Here is a 16,918-nt window from a genome sequence, read left to right on the forward strand (position 1 = left end):
CTACCGGGCTCGCACTACCCTGCGCTCGTCCCACACCGGAGCATCGGACTCGTACACCTCGCCGTCCGAGCCGAACACGAGGAACCGGTCGAACGAGCGCGCGAACCAGCGGTCATGCGTGACCGCGAGCACAGTGCCCTCGAAGCGCCGCAGAGCATCCTCCAGCGCCTCGGCCGATTCGATGTCGAGGTTGTCGGTCGGCTCGTCGAGCAGCAGCAGCGTCGCGCCGGAGAGCTCCAGCAGCAGCACCTGGAATCGCGCCTGCTGACCACCCGACAGCGACTCGAACGTCTGCTGCGCCTGACGCACCAGCCCGTAGCGATCGAGCGCCGAGCTCGCCGCGTCTCTCGGCATGCCCGCTCGCCGCTCGTCTCCCCGGTGCAGGATCTCGAGCAACGTGCGCCCGACGAACTCCGGGTGCGCGTGCGTCTGTGCGAACAGCCCTGGCACGACGCGCGCTCCGAGCGTGGCCCGCCCGCTGTGGTCGACGGGCGCGAGCTGCTCCCCCGTCGACGTCACGTGACCCAGAGTGGGGTCGGGGTCGCTGCCACCGCGCGCGAGGAGGCGGAGGAAATGCGACTTGCCCGAGCCGTTCGATCCGAGCACGGCGACCCGATCTCCGTACCAGACCTCGGCGTCGAACGGCCGCATCAGCCCGGTGAGCTCGAGCGCCTGTGCGACCACCGCCCGCTTGCCGGTACGCGATCCGCGCAGCCGCATGTCGAAATCCTGAGCCGGGGGCCGCTCCTCCGGCGGACCCGCCTCTTCGAACTTGCGCAGCCGCGTCTGCGCCGCCTGATACCGGGACGCGAATCCGTCGTTCGCCGACGCCTTGACCTTGAGCGTCGCGACGAGCGTCCGCAGCTTCTCGTGCTGCTCGTCCCACCGCCGCCGCAGTTCGTCGAGTCTGTCCATGCGGTCCGTGCGCGCCTGGTGGTAGGTCGCGAACCCGCCGCCGTGCACCCAGGCCGAGGCCCCCGCTCCTCCTGGTTCGAGTGTGATCAGACGATCGACCGCCCGCGCGAGCAGCTCTCGGTCGTGCGACACCAGCAGCACGGTCTTCGGCGTCTGGCGGAGCTGCTCCTCGAGCCAGCGCTTCGTGGGCACGTCGAGATAGTTGTCCGGCTCGTCGAGCAGCAGCACCTCGTCGGGACCGCGCAAGAGCGCCTCCAGGGCGAGTCGCTTCTGCTCGCCGCCCGACAGCGTCGTCAGTTCGCGGAAACGCGCGCGCTCGAACGGCATGCCGAGGGCGGCGACCGTGCACTGGTCCCACACGGTCTCGTGCTCGTAGCCGCCGGCATCCGCGTACTCGGCGATGGCCGTCGCATACGCCATCTGCGTGTCGTGCTCGTCGCGCTCGATCAGCGCGTTCTCCGCGTTCTCGAGCGCCTGCGCCGCCTGACGGATGCGGTGAGGGGCGACGCGCACCAGCAGCTCGTGCACGGTCTCGCCCGCCTCGCCGTGACCGACGAACTGATCCATCACGCCGAGTCCGCCGTCGATCGTCACGACCCCGTCGTCTGCGGGCTGCTCGCCCCGGATGATCCGCAGCAGCGTCGTCTTGCCGGCGCCGTTGGGTCCGATCAGCGCGCTCGTCGAGCCTGCTCCGACGCGGAAGGTCGTCTCGTCCAACAGCGGTCTGCCGTCAGGAAGGGTCAGCGAGACCCCTGCAACATCTATGTATCCCACCGTGCGTGGCCGTCCTTCCGCCCGCATGGCGAGCCGACCAGGCTATCAGCAACCGAGTGGGCCGTCGATCACACGCGGCCGCCGATGACCGGGACCGCCTCGGTGCGGGGGGCCATGGGGAACAGCATCCGGAATTCGGTGCCGACACCCTCCTTGCTCGTGACGTCCATCGTGCCGCCGTGCGCGAGCACGATCGCGCGCGTGATCGTGAGTCCTAGGCCCACACCGGGCACGGCGTTGCGGGTGGCCGTCGACGCACGGAAGAAGCGGGTGAACAGCATCCCCTGCTCGTCCTCGGGGATTCCCACACCGGTGTCGCGCACCGCGAGCTCGACCGCCCCGTCGACCATCCGAATGCTCGTGGTGACCTTGCCTCCTGCGCCGGTGAACTTGATGGCGTTCGAGAGCAGGTTGTCGAGGGCCTGACCGATGCGGCCGGAATCGATCGTCAAGAACACCGGGGTGGAGGGGACTTCTGCCACCAGCTCGATGCCCTCGCGCTGCGCATGGGGTCCTGCCGAAGTCACCGCGTTGCGCACCAGCTCGGCGACGTCTGCCTGGCCGCGCTCGAGCGGGAACCTGCCCGACTCGACCTGCGCGGTGAACAGCAGGTCGCCGACCAGGTTCAGCAGCCGTTGGGCGTTGCGCTCGATGATGCCCACGAACTCCCGCTGATCTTCGGTGAGCGGCTGAGCGGGGTCGTTCTGCAGGAGGTCGAGGAACCCGATGATCGCGCTCAAGGGGGTGCGCAGCTCGTGCGAGATCATCCCCACGAACTCGTCCTTCATGCGCGCGACCTCGACGGCCCTGGACTCGTCTGTGATCACGAGCAGGTAGCCGTGCCGCGAGCCGTCGGCATCCTGATACGGAGACACGGTCACCCTGGCGGGGACGGTCGACCCGCCCGCCGTCTCGACGTCGACGTGCGAATCCACCGGCAGACCCGCGTCGGCGTCGTCGAAGAGAGCGCGAAGGCCCGGGTGGAGCCCGTCGGCCGTGGTCGGTGCCCCCTCGGGGACGAACTGCGCCAGGACGTGCGAGGGGAAGAAGGTGTCGACCCGCACCTCGGAGAGGGCATCGTGCACCGACATCCCGAGCAGGCGCACGGCTCCCGGATTCCAGGCGGTGATCATGCCGCAGTTGTCGGTGGCGATGACCGCCTGGCCGGTGATGGAGTTCCACAGGCTCGTGAAGGATTCCGAGAGCGCGCGATACTGCTGCTCGCTCGCCTTCAGCTGCACGAGGATCTCCTCATTGGCGGCGAGTGCGGAGGTGCGCTCGACGACGTGCGCCTCAGCCTGCGCGGTGCGAAGACGCTGCTGACGCGACAGTTCGTTGACGATCGCGCCGACCGTCGCGAAGACCAGCGGGCCGATCACGCCGCGAAGCCAGTCGGCCGCCTCATCGGGCGGATCGATGAGGTTGGGCATGATCAGGGCGATCGACGAGAACACCGCCACGATCACGACCTGCCTGCGCCCCGGCGCGGCAGCGATCCAGATCACGGGCAGGAGCACGAACGACGAGAAGAGCGACGCCGGCCCGCCGGTGCCCGCCCTGATGGCGCCCAGACCGAGGATGTCGACCATCGGGATGAGCATCACGACCCAGCCGTCGTACACGCCGCGCGCGGAGAGGACGGCCGCGAACGCCGTCGCCGCCGCGATCGCCGAGAGGCCCAAGACGGCGACCGCCGTGTCCGTGACGGGGATGCCGGGGATGGTCCACATGAGCACGGCGGCGATCGCCACGGCGATCGCCGTCGGCGCCTGCTTCATCAACGGCGTCGGGTTGTCGAAGTAGCGTCGCCAGCTGAGCTCCATCGACTGCTGCACGGTGTTCGTCGGGGTCATCTCGACACGTCCCGCAGAAGCGCGCGCAGGTCGGCGCCGACGATCGGCTTCGGCAGCGCCGCATCGGCCTCGGGGTAGTCGGCCTCGTCGAGCACCGAGCTCACGATGAGGAAGCATTCCGGAAAGCGCCTCTTGATGAGCCGCACGCATTCCGTGCCGGTGATGCCCGGCAGAAGCAGGTCGATGACCGCGACGGCGGGCGTGATCGTGTCGAAGGCGGCGATGGCCGACTCGGCATCCGCGGCGGCGAACACCTCGAATCCCTCGCGATCGAGGTAGCGCTTCAGGAGCGAGGTCTGGTCTGCGCTGTCCTCGACCACGAGGGCCAGCGGCCGCGCGGTCATCGCAGCAACAGCTCTCGCACGATCACGACGACGACGACGATGCCGAGGGCGAGGAGCGCCTGCGGAACCAGGAGCTTCTCGCGACGGGCGTCCGCCGCGATCTCCTCCTCCTCGGCGCTGCGTGTGGGTGCGTCGGTCATGAGTCGACCCGTCCGACCTTCTCGGTCTTGATCCATGCGGCGTCTGCACGACGCCACTCTTTGATGTACGAATCCACGGTGATGGCGCACAGCAGTGAGCCGTATCCGCAGACGTAGAGCAGGAGACCCGCGAAGAAGCGTCCTGCGGGCAGCGGCTCGACCGCCCGCGCGAGCCAGATCCCGAGCATCGAGATCGGTCCCCAGAGGTAGAAGATCACCGCCCACATGAATCGCGTCTCATCGGTGAGCGCCAGCCCGAGCTCGCTCAGCCCCGATTCGAACAGCCACGGGAACAGGGCGATCGCCATCAGGATGAGAGCGCCGAGCCCGGGGAACATCAGCGCCTCGCGCCAGGACTGCCGACCGATCCGCCCATCGAGCTGCACCGCGTAGAGCATCGAGAACAGATAGATGCAGGCAGCCGCGATCCACATGAAGCGGAAGACGAATTCGGCGATGTCGCTGTGCAGCACGAGCAGCACGATCAGCGCCGTGGCTGCGAGGACCATGAACGCCGGCAGCAGCAGGATGGTGAACCACGCGAGCCCGAAGGCGAAGCTTCCCAGGTTGTGCACCCGACTCGGGCGGAACCACAGGTGGCGGTAGATCGATGTCAGCTGCACGTTTCCGCGAGCCCACCGCAGGCGCTGCTTCCACAGGCTGTCGATGGTTCGGGGCTCCTCGGCCAGAACGACGGCGTGGGGCTCGAACACCATCCGGCGCCCGGCGAGCTGCCCTTCGAAGGTCGTCATGGTGTCCTCGGCGAGCGTGCCCGTCGGAATCCGCCCGCCGATCGCTTCGAGGTTCGCCCGCGAGTGCAGCTGTGCGCCTCCCGCGAGGCAGGCGATCGCTCCCCCGACGTTCTGCGTCCGGCGGGCCGAGAGCTGTCCGATGACGTACTCGATCGCGATGAACCGGGTGAGGTAGTTGCGGTCGCGACTGCCCTCGGCGATGTACGCCGTGACGGCGCCGACCTTCTCGTCAGCGAGATGTCGACTCATCTTGCGCAGCGAATCACGGGCGAAGATCACATCGGCATCCATGATCAGCACCGCTTCGGTCCACTCATCCGCGAGCACGATGTCGAGTCCGTGGTTCAGTGTGTGCGCCTTGCCCTCGCCTCCCTTGTCGCGACGCAGGTGCACGACGCGTCCGGGGAACGCCGCCGCCTTCGCCGCGACCACCGCGGGGGTGTCATCGGTCGATGCATCGTCGATGACGAAGATGCGCAGGCGGTCGGCCGGGTATTCGAGCTGCATCAGGCGCTCGATCGCCTGTCCCAGCACCAGGCCCTCGTTCCATGCGGGGATCAGCACCGCGATCCGCGGATGGTGCGGAGCCGCCTTGCCGTAGTGGTTGCGGAACGCGTGCACGGGCAGGGCGAGGAACTGCAGTCCGGTATTGATCACCGGCAGCGTGCCGACCAGGACGCACAGCAGGAGGACGATGACGACGACGGTCTCGACCCAGTTCAGCTCGGGCATCAGCTCGCCCTCCATCCGTCGAGCATCGCCGTCACGCGCGCATAGCGTCCGACGTCGGTGGCGACGTGGCTGTCCGTGGATGCGACGATCTCGGCGCCCGCGCTGCGCAGCCCGTCGAGCAGAGGGACGCCGGGGCAGCCCCACTTCTCGTTGACCTCGACCAGCGTGTCGGTCTCGGCCGCGGTCTTCGCCCACGCCGAGATGCGATCGGTGCCGAGGTCGGCCTCGGAGAGACCGATCTTGGGCAGGATCGAGAAGCAATGGGCGAGCTGATTGCCGGGGTGGCGGCGCATCGCCGCGATCAACGCCGACACGAGCTGATCGAGCGCGTCCTCCGGGGCCCATCCGCCGTCGAGCTTCTCGCGGACGGCGCTCGGACCGAGCGGCCCGTCGACGCCGGGGAACTGATGGTCGGCGATCAGGATGCGATCGATGCCGGTCGGCAGCTCGGGGATGTCCAGGGCTCCCGATGCATCGAGGATCTTCGCCTCGACTCCGGTCAGCACCGTGAGCCCCTCGGGAATGCGCAGCGCCCTCACCGCGGCGAGGTACTCGGGCACCCAGGGCGTCGACTGCCGCACGTGGTCGACCAGGCGCACGGTCGTGAGGCCGGCAGCGGATGCCGCGGCGACGTTCTCCTCGAGCGTGGAGACCGCGTCGTCGGAGAACGTCGAATGCACGTGGTGGTCACCACGCAGCAGCGCGTGACTCACAGCTCCTCCTGATGCCCCGCGTGGGCGGAGACGAGCACTTCGTCGACCTCGACGATGATGTCCTCGAGGAAGCGGACCGAGGCGACCTCGCGGAACGCGACCGTCGACGGGATCTCCCGGCCGAGGAACAGATCGGCGACGAGCGAGGGGATGTCGACACCTGCGGCGATCGTGAGCGGAAGCGCGCCGGGGAATCGCGGATTCACCTCGAGGAGCACCGCTCGGTCGCTGCGATCGCGACGGAGCTGCACGTTGGCGACGCCGACGAGCCCGATCGCCTGCGCGATGGATGCCGCGGCGGTCTCGAGTTCGTCGTCGTGCACGGTGAGCCCGGCGATGGCCACACCCGAGTCGACCCTGGCGCGGGTCCGCGGCACGGCCGCGACCACCGAACCCGATGCGTCTGCGATCACGTCGACCGAGTACTCCTCACCCGGGAGGAAGTCCTGCACGATGAGCCCCTCGTCCAGGGGCAGCGCCTTGAGCGCCGCCCGGTCGGCGACGAGCCGAACGCCACGGCTGCCGGCTCCCTGACGGGGCTTGGCGAAAACCGGGAACTCCCAGTCGACCGCCAGCGCGTCGGGGCCGGCGAGGACCGTGCGCGGGGTGAGACCGGTCGACTCGCACCGCTCGGCGAGCAGCAGCTTGTCGAGGGCGACCGAGAGCGTCTCCTGCGAGGGGGCGGCCAGCACGGCCGGCGCGAGCTCCTCGCGCCTCCCCGCGAGCGCGATCAGCTCGACATCGACGGTCGAGATCACGAGATCGAGCCGGTCGTCCTCGACCATGCGGGCGATCGCGGCGACGAAGTCGTCATCACGCCCCGGCGGCACGAGACGGCGGTGCGACGGCGGCACGAGGTAGATGCCGCTGGCCCAGCCGTCCATGTCGGCGGCGAAGACCTCGAGATCGGGACGTCGCAGCAGCGAGCGGATCACGGCCACGCCGGCGGGTCCTCCCGCACCGGTCACCAGTACGCGTGCAGTCATCAGCTCTCCCGTCGTGTGAGCTCGTGGACGCCGATGAACTCGGCGGTCTCGCGCACGACCTCGAGCGGCTCGACGGCCGCTCCGCCGCCGAAGCGGGACCAATAGCGGGCCGTAGCGGTCACGAAGTCCGGCTCGAGGTAGTCCCGGGTCGCCGTCTGCGAGCTGAAGCACTCGAGCAGCCGGAGCTTCTGCTCGATGAAGGGATCGATCCGCACGAACCGCGTGGGGCGGAAGTCGATCGTCGACGACGGACTCTGGTAGCAGGCGACCGTCCCCACCCGCCGGGTCGCGACGATCGTCGCCTCGCTCACCGCTCGGTGGTCCTGGTGACGGTCATGGCTGGAGTGCGTGTACACGATGGTCGGCCGGACCTCCTGCACGACCTCCTCGATCAACCGGACCGTGGCTCCGCCCCCGGAGATCTCGGTGTCGACGAGGTCCTTGACGAAGAGTCGCGCGCCGAGCATCTCGGCCGATGCGAGCGACTCGTGCTGCCGGCTGTCGGCGTCGCCGCCTCGCGCACCACGCGAGAGGGTCAGGATCGTGATCGAGTCGCCGGCTTGCGCGTGCGCGGCGAGGAGTCCCCCGACACCGATCTCGACGTCATCGGGGTGCGCACCGATGGCGAGCACCGTCTCCTTGGTGCGCTGGGACTCCCGCCGGGCCCGGCCCTCGGTAACGAGTCGGGTCACCGCATCGACGAGCTTCACGTTGTCGAGCGGCTTCGTCAGGAATTCGTCGGCCTGGGCTCGCAGGGCCGAGACGGCGTACTCGACGGAGACGTGCGCGGTCATGACGACCACCGGAAGGAGCGGATCGTCTCTGCGCAGCTGTGCGAGCAGCTCGAGCCCGTCGAGTCCGGGCATCTCGATGTCCGTGACGACCACGTCGGGCGTGAATGTCTCGAGCCGCGCGACGGCTGACGCTCCGTCATGCGCGACGACGACCTCGCAGCCGGCTCGCCTCTGGAGCACGGTCTTGACGAGCAGGGCGACGTCTGGGTCGTCGTCGACGACGAGGACGCGGGGAGCATCCTGGGGCATATCTTCGGCTCTCCATGGGGAAGTCCCCTGCCGGTCAGCGTCCGGCATGTCACTCCCTGCGCCCTTCGCGCGGAGAGCTCGAGGGGAAGTCGAGCGGGTGTCTCTAAATACTGGCATATCAAAAGACCGAAGCGATGGCGGCCGCGGCGGCGCTCACGCGAGAAGGGGCCGGATGCGATCGCATCCGGCCCCTTCTCGGTTCGACTCAGCGCTTGTAGTTCGGCGCCTCGACGACGATCTGCACGTCGTGCGGGTGCGACTCCTTGAGTCCTGCCGCCGTGATGCGCACGAACTTGCCCCGCTGCTTGAGCTCCTCGATGGTGCGCGCGCCGACGTAGAACATCGACTGCCGCAGTCCGCCGACCAGCTGGTACGCGACGGCCGACACGGGGCCGCGGTACGGCACCTGACCCTCGATGCCCTCGGGGATCAGCTTGTCGTCGCTGGGCACGTCGGCCTGGAAGTAGCGGTCCTTCGAGTACGACGTCTGCTTGCCGCGGGTCTGCATGGCTCCGAGGGAGCCCATGCCGCGGTACTGCTTGAACTGCTTGCCCGACTGGAACACGATCTCACCCGGGGATTCGTCGGTGCCGGCGAGCAGCGAGCCGAGCATCACGGCGTCAGCACCCGCGACGAGAGCCTTGGCGATATCGCCCGAGTACTGCAGACCGCCGTCGGCGATCACCGGGACGCCGGCCGGACGTGCTGCCAGCGACGCCTCGTAGACGGCGGTGACCTGGGGCACGCCGACGCCGGCGACGACGCGCGTCGTGCAGATCGACCCTGGACCGACGCCCACCTTGACGGCGTCGACACCCGCATCGACCAGCGCCTGAGCACCCTCACGGGTCGCGACGTTGCCGCCGATGACGTCGATGTGGGCGAAGCTCTCGTCTGCCTTGAGGCGCGTGACGAGGTCGATCACGCCCTGCGACTGACCGTTGGCCGTGTCGACCACGAGGACGTCGACGCCGGCGTCGCGCAGCGCCTCCGCGCGCTCCCAGGCGTCGCCGAAGAAGCCGATGGCCGCGCCGACGCGCAGACGACCCTGGTCGTCCTTCGTGGCGAGGGGGTACTTCTCGCTCTTGTCGAAGTCCTTGATGGTGATGAGGCCGGCGAGCTTGCCCTCGTCGTCGATCAGCGGCAGCTTCTCCACGCGGTGACGCGCGAACAGGGCGATGACCTCGCCCGCGGCGACGCCCACCGGCGCGGTGACGAGGCCCTCCGACGTCATGACGTCCTTCACGAAGGTGGTCTGACGCTCGAAGCCCGAGACGAAGCGCATGTCGCGGTTGGTGATGATGCCGACGAGGCGGCCGTCGGGGTCGACGACCGGCAGCCCGGAGATGCGGTACTTGGCGCAGAGCGCGTCGACCTCTTCGACGGTCGCATCCGGCGAGGTCGTGATCGGGTCGGTGATCATGCCCGACTCGCTGCGCTTGACGCGGTCGACGTGGGCCGCCTGGTCGGCGATCGACAGATTGCGATGCAGGATGCCGATGCCGCCCTCACGTGCCATGGCGATGGCCATGCGGGATTCGGTGACCGTGTCCATGGCGCTGGAGAGCAGCGGAGTCGCGACCGAGATGCGGCGAGTGATCCGCGACGAGGTGTCCGCCTCGCTGGGGATGACGTCGGTGTGCCCCGGCAGGAGCAGCACATCGTCGTACGTGAGTCCGACGAAGCCGAAGGGGTCGTGCTGGTCCATGGATTGTCCTCCTGCGGGCGCGATCTGGGGCGAGGGTGTACCAATTCTAAGTGCGCTGAGGCTGAAGAAATTCCCCGCGCCCGCTGACATCGCGCGCAAGACGCCCCGGGCGACCGATCGGTATTTCGCAACTTCGTGATGGGATCGTTCTCACCGTGAGCAGATCGTGCCTTGGTTGAAACAGAGCCGACACATTACGCTCATACCGTCGTACATCAGGGCCGATGAACAACTCCGTCATGGCCCGTGTACTGGGCTGGAGGTTCTGTGCGTCCGACGATCTCGGCGAATCGAAGCGGAATGCGGTGGGTAATCATCCTGCTCGCGTCGCTGCTCGCCATCGCTTTCCTGTGGTTGCAGCCTCCGGCTGCGGCATCCGCCGACGAGACAGACGACGGCCAGGAGATCACAGACTTCTACTTCGCCGGTGTCATCACCTTCGATGACGAACCCGTCGAAGGTGTCGTGATGACGATCGAGGGCGGCGGCTTCGACGGCGAGACCGAGACGGACGCCGAAGGCAAGTGGCGTCTGTACGTGCCCGAGAAGGACACGTACACGCTCACCGTCGATGAGGACACACTCCCCGACGGCGTGATCGTCGACGCGGCGCAGCTGCCCGAGGGCACTCAGCCGATCGCCGGCACGACCGCGTCGTTCGAGGTCGAGTTCGGCCTGACCGGCACGAAGATCCTCAATCTCTTCCTCGGCGAGGGTGAGAGGATGACGAGCTCCTTCCTCGACCAGCTCCTCTCGCGTCTGGTCGGGGGCCTGAACTTCGGACTGCTGCTCGCGCTCGCCTCCATGGGTGCCGCGCTGATCTACGGCACCACCCGGCTGTCGAACTTCGCGCACGCCGAGATGGTCACCTGGGGCGGCCTGGTCGCCCTCGTGACGACGAGCTTCTGGCACCTCCCGCTGTGGCTCGGGATCATCGCCGCCGTGATCGGCGGCGGTCTCTTCGGCTGGGCGCTGGATGCCGGCATCTGGCGTCCGCTGCGACGACGAGGGCTCGGGGTCGTGCAGCTGATGATCGTCAGCATCGGCCTCTCCCTCGCCCTCCGCTACGCCTTCCAGTACATGATCGGCGGCGGAACCCGTCAGCTCCCCGGTGCGAGCCCGGAGCCCTTCCGGTTCGGCCCCATCTCGCTGTCGTACATCGACCTGATCGGCATGGGGGTGAGCATCGTCGTCATCATCGGTGTGGCGTTCTTCCTCACCCGCACCCGTATCGGCAAGGCGACGCGCGCCATCTCCGACAACCCGCAGCTCGCCGCGGCATCCGGCATCGACGTCGACAAGGTCGTGCGCTACGTCTGGATCCTCGCCGGAACCCTCGCTGCCGTCTCCGGCATCCTGTGGGCCTACTTCCGCCCCGGCGTGAAGTGGGACATGGGAATGCAGATGCTGCTGCTCATCTTCGCCGCCATCACCCTCGGCGGACTCGGCACCGCCTTCGGTGCCCTCGTCGGCTCGCTCATCGTCGGCATCGCGGTCGAGGTCTCCACCCTCTGGATCCCCTCGGATCTGAAGTATGCGAGCGCCCTGGTCGTGCTCATCGTGATCCTTCTCGTCAGGCCGCAGGGCCTGCTGGGACGCAGGGAAAGGTTGGGCTGATCGCCATGGACTTCGGAAGCATCTTCTCGAACACAGCCGTCTATCTGTTCAGTCCCGTCACCCTCGCCTACGCGCTGGCGGCGACCGGTCTGGCCGTGCACTTCGGCTACGCGGGCCTGCTCAACTTCGGAATGGCCGCCTTCATGGCGATCGGCGGCTACGGCTACGCCATCTCGGTGCTGACCTTCGGGCTCCCCTGGTGGGTCGGCATGCTCATCGGCCTGCTGGGCGGTGCGGTCTTCGCGATCATCCTCGGCATCCCGACGCTGCGACTGCGCGCCGACTATCTCGCGATCGCGACGATCGCGGCGGGCGAGATCGTGCGCCTGCTCTTCACCACCCAGATCTTCGACGAGTACACCAACTCCGCCGACGGTCTCGCGCAGTTCAACGGCGGATTCCGCGACGCCAACCCCTTCCCGCCGGGCACCTACGGCTTCGGCCCGTGGACCTACAGCGCGAACGACCTGTGGAACAGGGTGTTCGGACTCATCGTCCTGCTCGTGGCGATCCTGCTGGTCTGGTCGCTCATGCGCAGCCCGTGGGGACGCGTGCTCAAGGGCATCCGCGAAGACGAGGACGCCGTGCGCTCGCTCGGGAAGAACGTCTTCGCCTACAAGATGCAGGCGCTCGTCGTCGGTGGCGTGATCGGCGCGGCCGGAGGAATCGTGTTCGTCCTCCCCTCGGCTGTGGTGCCGGGCAGCTACACCACCTCGCTCACGTTCTTCCTGTGGACGATCCTGCTGCTGGGCGGCGCGGCCACCGTGTTCGGTCCGACACTCGGGGCCATCCTCTTCTGGGTCGTGTTCGCGTTCATGGCGAACCTGCTCCCGGCGATGGCGCGGTCCGGCATCCTGCCCATGTCCGACAGCCAGGCCTCCACCCTGGTGTTCATCTTCGTCGGCATCGCCCTGATGCTGCTCGTGATCTTCCGACCTCAGGGCATCCTCGGAGACAAGAGGGAGATGACCTTTGTCAAATGAACTGACCCCCGACGAGAGCGCTCAGGCGGCGCCCGCCACCGGGAGCATCCGTCGCCCGAAGACCACCGGTCTCGCCAAGGGCCCCGCGGCCCCCGGCGTGCCGAAGGTCGACCCCATCCTGATCGCGGATGCGGTGCAACGGCGCTTCGGCGGGCTCACCGCTGTCGACGTCGACCACGTCGAGATCCCGCGCGGTGCCATCACCGCGCTGATCGGTCCGAACGGAGCCGGAAAGACGACCCTGTTCAACCTGCTGTGCGGCTTCGACAAGCCGAACAGCGGAACCTGGTCGTTCGACGGCACGAGCCTCTCGGGTGTCCCGTCCTTCAAGGTGGCGCGCATGGGACAGGTGCGCACCTTCCAGCTGACCAAGTCGCTGTCGCTGCTCACCGTGCTCGAGAACATGAAGCTCGGCGCTCCCGGGCAGCGTGGCGAGGGCTTCTGGTCGAGCCTGTTCCCGTTCCTCTGGCGCAAGCAGGACCAGGAGATCGAGGTCAAGGCCCGCGAGCTGCTGGCCCGCTTCAAGCTCGACGCCAAGGAGAAGGACTTCGCGGCAGCTCTCTCGGGCGGCCAGCGCAAGCTTCTCGAGATGGCTCGAGCGCTCATGAGCGATCCGACCCTGGTGATGCTCGACGAGCCGATGGCCGGTGTCAACCCGGCGCTGACGCAGTCGCTCCTCGACCACATCCTCGACCTCAAGGAGCTCGGCATGACCGTGCTGTTCGTCGAGCACGACATGCACATGGTCCGCCACATCGCCGACTGGGTCGTGGTCATGGCGGAGGGCAAGGTCGTCGCCGAGGGCCCGCCCGACGAGGTCATGGAGGATCCGGCCGTGGTCGACGCCTACCTCGGCGCCCACCAGGACCTCGACCTCGGTGCCGTCACCGGTCGCATCCCCGTGATCGAGACCGCCGACGCCGCCAGGCTCCGAGAGCAGATCGAAGCCGAAGCCGAGGCCGAGCTCGAAGCGACGAGCACCCTGGACCCCGATCAGAAGGACCACGCATGAGCGCCGAGACCTCCGCAGCGTCGTCGACAGCCGACGACATCGTCGTCGAGATGAAGGATGTGCACGCCGGGTACCTGCCGGGCGTGAACATCCTCAACGGCGCGAACCTCGTCGCCCGGCAGGGCGAGCTGATCGGCATCATCGGCCCCAACGGCGCCGGCAAGTCGACGCTGTTGAAGGCGATCTTCGGAATGGTGAACGTCCGCAGCGGCGACATCACCGTGAACGGAGAGAGCATCGTCGGGCTGAAGGCCGACAAGCTCGTCAAGCGCGGTGTCGCCTTCGTGCCCCAGACGAACAACGTGTTCCCCTCACTCTCGATCGAGGAGAACCTGCAGATGGGGCTCTACCAGAACCCCAAGATCTACGCTGAGCGGCTGGAGTTCGTCACGGGCATCTTCGCCGAACTGGGCAAGCGCCTCAAGCAGCGCGCCGGCTCGCTCTCCGGCGGTGAGCGGCAGATGGTGGCGATGTCGAGGGCCCTGATGATGGATCCCTCGGTGCTGCTGCTCGACGAGCCGTCGGCCGGCCTCTCCCCCGTTCGCCAGGACGACGCGTTCATCCGCGTCTCCGACATCAACAAGGCGGGTGTGACGACCATCATGGTCGAGCAGAACGCTCGGCGCTGCCTGCAGATCTGCGACCGCGGCTACGTGCTCGACCAGGGCAAGGACGCGTACGAGGGCGCCGGGCGCGATCTGCTGAACGACCCGAAGGTCATCGGCCTCTACCTCGGGACGCTCGGCACCGACGCCGCCTGACCGCGCGCATGACAGAGGGGCGGATGCTGCGGCATCCGCCCCTCTGTCATTGTGCGCGTCTCGCCGGGCACCCTCGGGTTCGCGTGCACGACGAAGGCCCCGGATGCGGGATCCGGGGCCTTCGCTCGTGATCAGTTGGTGCGGGAGATCAGGTTGTCCGCGCCGTACACGTAGGTGCCGATCGAGGCGCCCTGCGGGTCGCCGTTCTCGTCGAACGTGATCTCGCCGGAGTAGCCGTCGTAGTCGGCGGTGCCTCCGTCGTTGATGATCTTCGCGCAGTCGGCGAAGCTCGTGCACTTCTCGCCGTCTCCGCTGCCACCCGAGACCTCGGCCATCTTCGCCGCGATGTCAGCGCCCTCGGTCGAGCCGGCGGCGAGAGACGCGAGGGCGACGAGCACGACCGCGTCGTAGGCCTCGGCCGCGTAGGTGAAGTCGTTGACCTCGGGGTTGCCCTCACCGGTCCAGAACGTCTGCAGACGATCGGTGAAGTCGTCTTCGAGAGCCGGTCCGGGCTTCGTGCCCTGCGCGCCCTCGAGCGAGAACGGGAAGTTCGTGTCGGGCGACGAGCCGTAGTCCGACAGGTTTCCGTCGACGAGGTAGAACTTGTCGGGCGAGATGCCGGCGTTGACCAGCAGCGGGGCGATCGTCTTGAACTGGTCGAACGACACGATCGCGACAGCGTCGGGGTTCTGAGCCTTGATCGTCTCGACCTGTGCGTCGAACTGACCGTCACCGACGTTGTACGACGCGTCTGCGACGACCTCGCCGCCCGCGTTCTCGAACGTCGACTTGATGTTGTCGAACAGTCCGGTGCCGTAGGCGTCGTTCTGGTAGATGACACCGAGGGTCTTGTGACCGTCTTCGGCGATCAGGTTGCCGAGGACCTCACCCTGCAGCAGGTCGCTGGGGGCGGTGCGGAAGTAGAGACCGTTGTCGTCCCAGTCGGTGAAGTCGGGACCGGTGTTCGAGGCCGAGATCTGCAGGATGCCCGCGCTGACGTTGCCGTCGAGGATGAGACGCGAGACGCCCGAGGCCGCGGCGCCGACGATGGCCGTGACACCCGCGCCCTGGAGCTTGCTGATCGAGGTCTCGTAGGCCTTGGTGTCGGTGTCGCCCTCATCTTCAGCCGTCAGGTTGATCGTGACGCCTGCTGCAGCATCGTTGACCTCCTTGACCGCGAGGCCGACGCCGGACTCCATGGGCGGGCCGAGGAACGACAGCGAACCGGTCTGCGGCAGCAGCGAGCCGAGCTCGAGCGTGAGGTCGGCCGACGATCCGCCGCCGCCGCCACCATCGGACGGCTCCTCAGAGGGCGTGCTGCTGCAGCCTGCGACGACGATCGCCGAGACGCTCAGCAGCGCGACTCCTGCGAGAATCTTGGCGCTGCGCGAGCGCGTGGATGAGGTCATGATGCTCCCTTGCGTGACTGGCCGTGGATTGTGACCACGGTCGGGTGCTCTAACACTAGGACCGAAAGGCTTCGCGTAGGGGTCGCCGATGTTTCGGTGCGTTAACGATCCGACACCGGGTTTCCGGAGGGGTGAACCGGGATGTCAGACGGGTGCGGGATCCGCGATCCGGCGTCCGCGACGTGCCGCGAGCAGCAGGTCGATCACGAACACGAGGATCGCGATCCAGACGATGATGAACCCCGCCCACCGCTCGGGAGGCATCGGCTCGCCGAGCACGACCGCGCCGATGATGAACTGCATGACCGGAGTGATGAACTGGATCATCCCGATGACGGTGAGGTTGATGCGCCGGGTGCCGGCGGCGAAGAGCAGCAGCGGCACCGCGGTCGCCACACCGGCGAAGGCGAGAAGCACCGCATGCCACGCGCCGTGGGACCCCATCGTGATCCCGGCCGGGGTGGCCGCGACGAGGATCAGCTGCATGACGGCGATCGGGATCAGCCATAACGACTCGAGCGTGAGGCCGCTGACCGCATCGACCGCGGGCCCGATCTTCTTCTTGATGAGTCCGTAGACGCCGAACGACGCCGTGAGCGAGAGAGCTATCCACGGGAACTCGCCATAGAAGAACACGATGATGATCACAGCGACGGCGGCGATGCCGATCGCCGCCCACTGGAGCCTGCGGATGCGCTCCTTGAGCACGAACACTCCGAGCAGCACGGTGGTGATCGGGTTGATGAAGTAGCCGAGGCTGGTCTCGACGATGTTCTCGGAGAGGGTGCCGATGAGGAACACCTGCCAGTTGACGTAGATCAGGATGCCCGCAAGTGCCGTCCATCCCAGCAGTCTCGGCTGCCGGACGATCGCGCCGAAGGCGGCCCAGCCGCGCATCACGGTGAGCAGGATCAGGCAGAAGACGAAGGAGAGCAGCACGCGCCAGGCGACGACCTCCCAGGGGCCCGTCGGCGTGAGCAGCAGGAAGTAGAGGGGCAGCACGCCCCAGAGCAGATACGCTCCCCCCGCATACGCGACTCCCGCCGTCTGAGTGGCTCGGGAGGCGGCGTTCGTCGGGGTCACCGCACAACCCTATGCCTGTCGCCGAGGAGCATCCGGCGCGCACCGTCCGCCGCGTGGACATTGGCAGGAATCGATGCAGCGATGGCACGTGCG

The 16,918-nt window shown here is 67.8% G+C and carries 15 protein-coding genes; 4 read left to right on the forward strand and 11 right to left on the reverse strand.

The window, feature by feature from the left end; translation table 11 throughout:
- From AB0N61_RS10050 to guaB, 9 genes are all read right to left on the reverse strand, one after another.
- Positions 1–1,689 carry an ATP-binding cassette domain-containing protein gene (locus AB0N61_RS10050; protein ID WP_363363640.1) on the reverse strand — a complete coding sequence of 563 codons (1,689 nt, stop codon included), beginning with the start codon at positions 1,687–1,689 and terminating at the stop codon, positions 1–3.
- Between the two features lie 68 nt (positions 1,690–1,757).
- Complete coding sequence (locus tag AB0N61_RS10055; protein ID WP_363363641.1) at positions 1,758–3,542, reverse strand: HAMP domain-containing sensor histidine kinase; 1,785 nt, start codon at positions 3,540–3,542, stop codon at positions 1,758–1,760.
- Positions 3,539–3,886, reverse strand: a complete 348-nt coding sequence (locus tag AB0N61_RS10060) for a response regulator (protein WP_167946129.1) — start codon at positions 3,884–3,886, stop codon at positions 3,539–3,541. The genes AB0N61_RS10055 and AB0N61_RS10060 overlap by 4 nt, the downstream gene beginning before the upstream one ends.
- Entirely contained in the window at positions 3,883–4,026 is a 144-nt protein-coding gene (locus AB0N61_RS10065; protein WP_363363643.1) for a hypothetical protein, read from the reverse strand. Before AB0N61_RS10065 ends, AB0N61_RS10060 begins: the two co-directional genes overlap by 4 nt.
- A complete protein-coding gene (locus tag AB0N61_RS10070; RefSeq protein WP_363363645.1) occupies positions 4,023–5,525 on the reverse strand; it encodes a glycosyltransferase in 1,503 nt (500 codons plus the stop codon). The genes AB0N61_RS10065 and AB0N61_RS10070 overlap by 4 nt, the downstream gene beginning before the upstream one ends.
- Positions 5,510–6,223, reverse strand: coding sequence for a PHP domain-containing protein (locus AB0N61_RS10075; RefSeq protein ID WP_363363647.1), 714 nt, complete (start codon positions 6,221–6,223; stop codon positions 5,510–5,512). Before AB0N61_RS10075 ends, AB0N61_RS10070 begins: the two co-directional genes overlap by 16 nt.
- Positions 6,220–7,209: an ATP-grasp domain-containing protein gene (locus AB0N61_RS10080; RefSeq protein WP_363363649.1), complete on the reverse strand. Its 990-nt coding sequence runs from the start codon at positions 7,207–7,209 to the stop codon at positions 6,220–6,222. Before AB0N61_RS10080 ends, AB0N61_RS10075 begins: the two co-directional genes overlap by 4 nt.
- Positions 7,209–8,252 (reverse strand): response regulator, encoded by a 1,044-nt coding sequence (locus tag AB0N61_RS10085; protein WP_363363651.1) that lies wholly within the window; start codon positions 8,250–8,252, stop codon positions 7,209–7,211. The genes AB0N61_RS10080 and AB0N61_RS10085 overlap by 1 nt, the downstream gene beginning before the upstream one ends.
- A 205-nt stretch (positions 8,253–8,457) precedes the next feature.
- Positions 8,458–9,960 carry an IMP dehydrogenase gene (gene guaB, locus AB0N61_RS10090; protein ID WP_167946117.1) on the reverse strand — a complete coding sequence of 501 codons (1,503 nt, stop codon included), beginning with the start codon at positions 9,958–9,960 and terminating at the stop codon, positions 8,458–8,460.
- 300 nt (positions 9,961–10,260) lie between these two features.
- Here guaB and AB0N61_RS10095 point away from each other — a divergent pair, with 300 nt between their 5' ends.
- Genes AB0N61_RS10095 through AB0N61_RS10110 form a run of 4 tightly spaced genes read left to right on the forward strand, consistent with a single transcriptional unit; the run spans position 10,261 to position 14,333 of the window.
- Positions 10,261–11,577, forward strand: a complete 1,317-nt coding sequence (locus AB0N61_RS10095) for a branched-chain amino acid ABC transporter permease (protein WP_363363653.1) — start codon at positions 10,261–10,263, stop codon at positions 11,575–11,577.
- Between the two features lie 5 nt (positions 11,578–11,582).
- A complete protein-coding gene (locus tag AB0N61_RS10100; RefSeq protein WP_167946114.1) occupies positions 11,583–12,560 on the forward strand; it encodes a branched-chain amino acid ABC transporter permease in 978 nt (325 codons plus the stop codon).
- A gap of 46 nt (positions 12,561–12,606) precedes the next feature.
- Entirely contained in the window at positions 12,607–13,572 is a 966-nt protein-coding gene (locus AB0N61_RS10105; RefSeq protein ID WP_363364240.1) for an ABC transporter ATP-binding protein, read from the forward strand.
- Positions 13,569–14,333 carry an ABC transporter ATP-binding protein gene (locus tag AB0N61_RS10110; protein ID WP_363363654.1) on the forward strand — a complete coding sequence of 255 codons (765 nt, stop codon included), beginning with the start codon at positions 13,569–13,571 and terminating at the stop codon, positions 14,331–14,333. The genes AB0N61_RS10105 and AB0N61_RS10110 overlap by 4 nt, the downstream gene beginning before the upstream one ends.
- Before the next feature lie 131 nt (positions 14,334–14,464).
- On the opposite strand, the gene AB0N61_RS10115 is transcribed toward AB0N61_RS10110, so the two are convergent.
- Together AB0N61_RS10115 and rarD are read right to left on the reverse strand one after the other, a co-directional pair.
- Positions 14,465–15,742 (reverse strand): ABC transporter substrate-binding protein, encoded by a 1,278-nt coding sequence (locus AB0N61_RS10115; RefSeq protein ID WP_363363657.1) that lies wholly within the window; start codon positions 15,740–15,742, stop codon positions 14,465–14,467.
- Between the two features lie 144 nt (positions 15,743–15,886).
- The gene (gene rarD, locus AB0N61_RS10120) at positions 15,887–16,825 is read right to left on the reverse strand and encodes an EamA family transporter RarD (RefSeq protein WP_363363660.1); all 939 of its coding nucleotides are present in this window, start codon (positions 16,823–16,825) and stop codon (positions 15,887–15,889) included.
- Positions 16,826–16,918: the final 93 nt, after the last annotated feature.

This window comes from Microbacterium sp. NPDC089320 (assembly GCF_040684875.1).
In the GTDB taxonomy this organism is placed as follows: domain Bacteria; phylum Actinomycetota; class Actinomycetes; order Actinomycetales; family Microbacteriaceae; genus Microbacterium.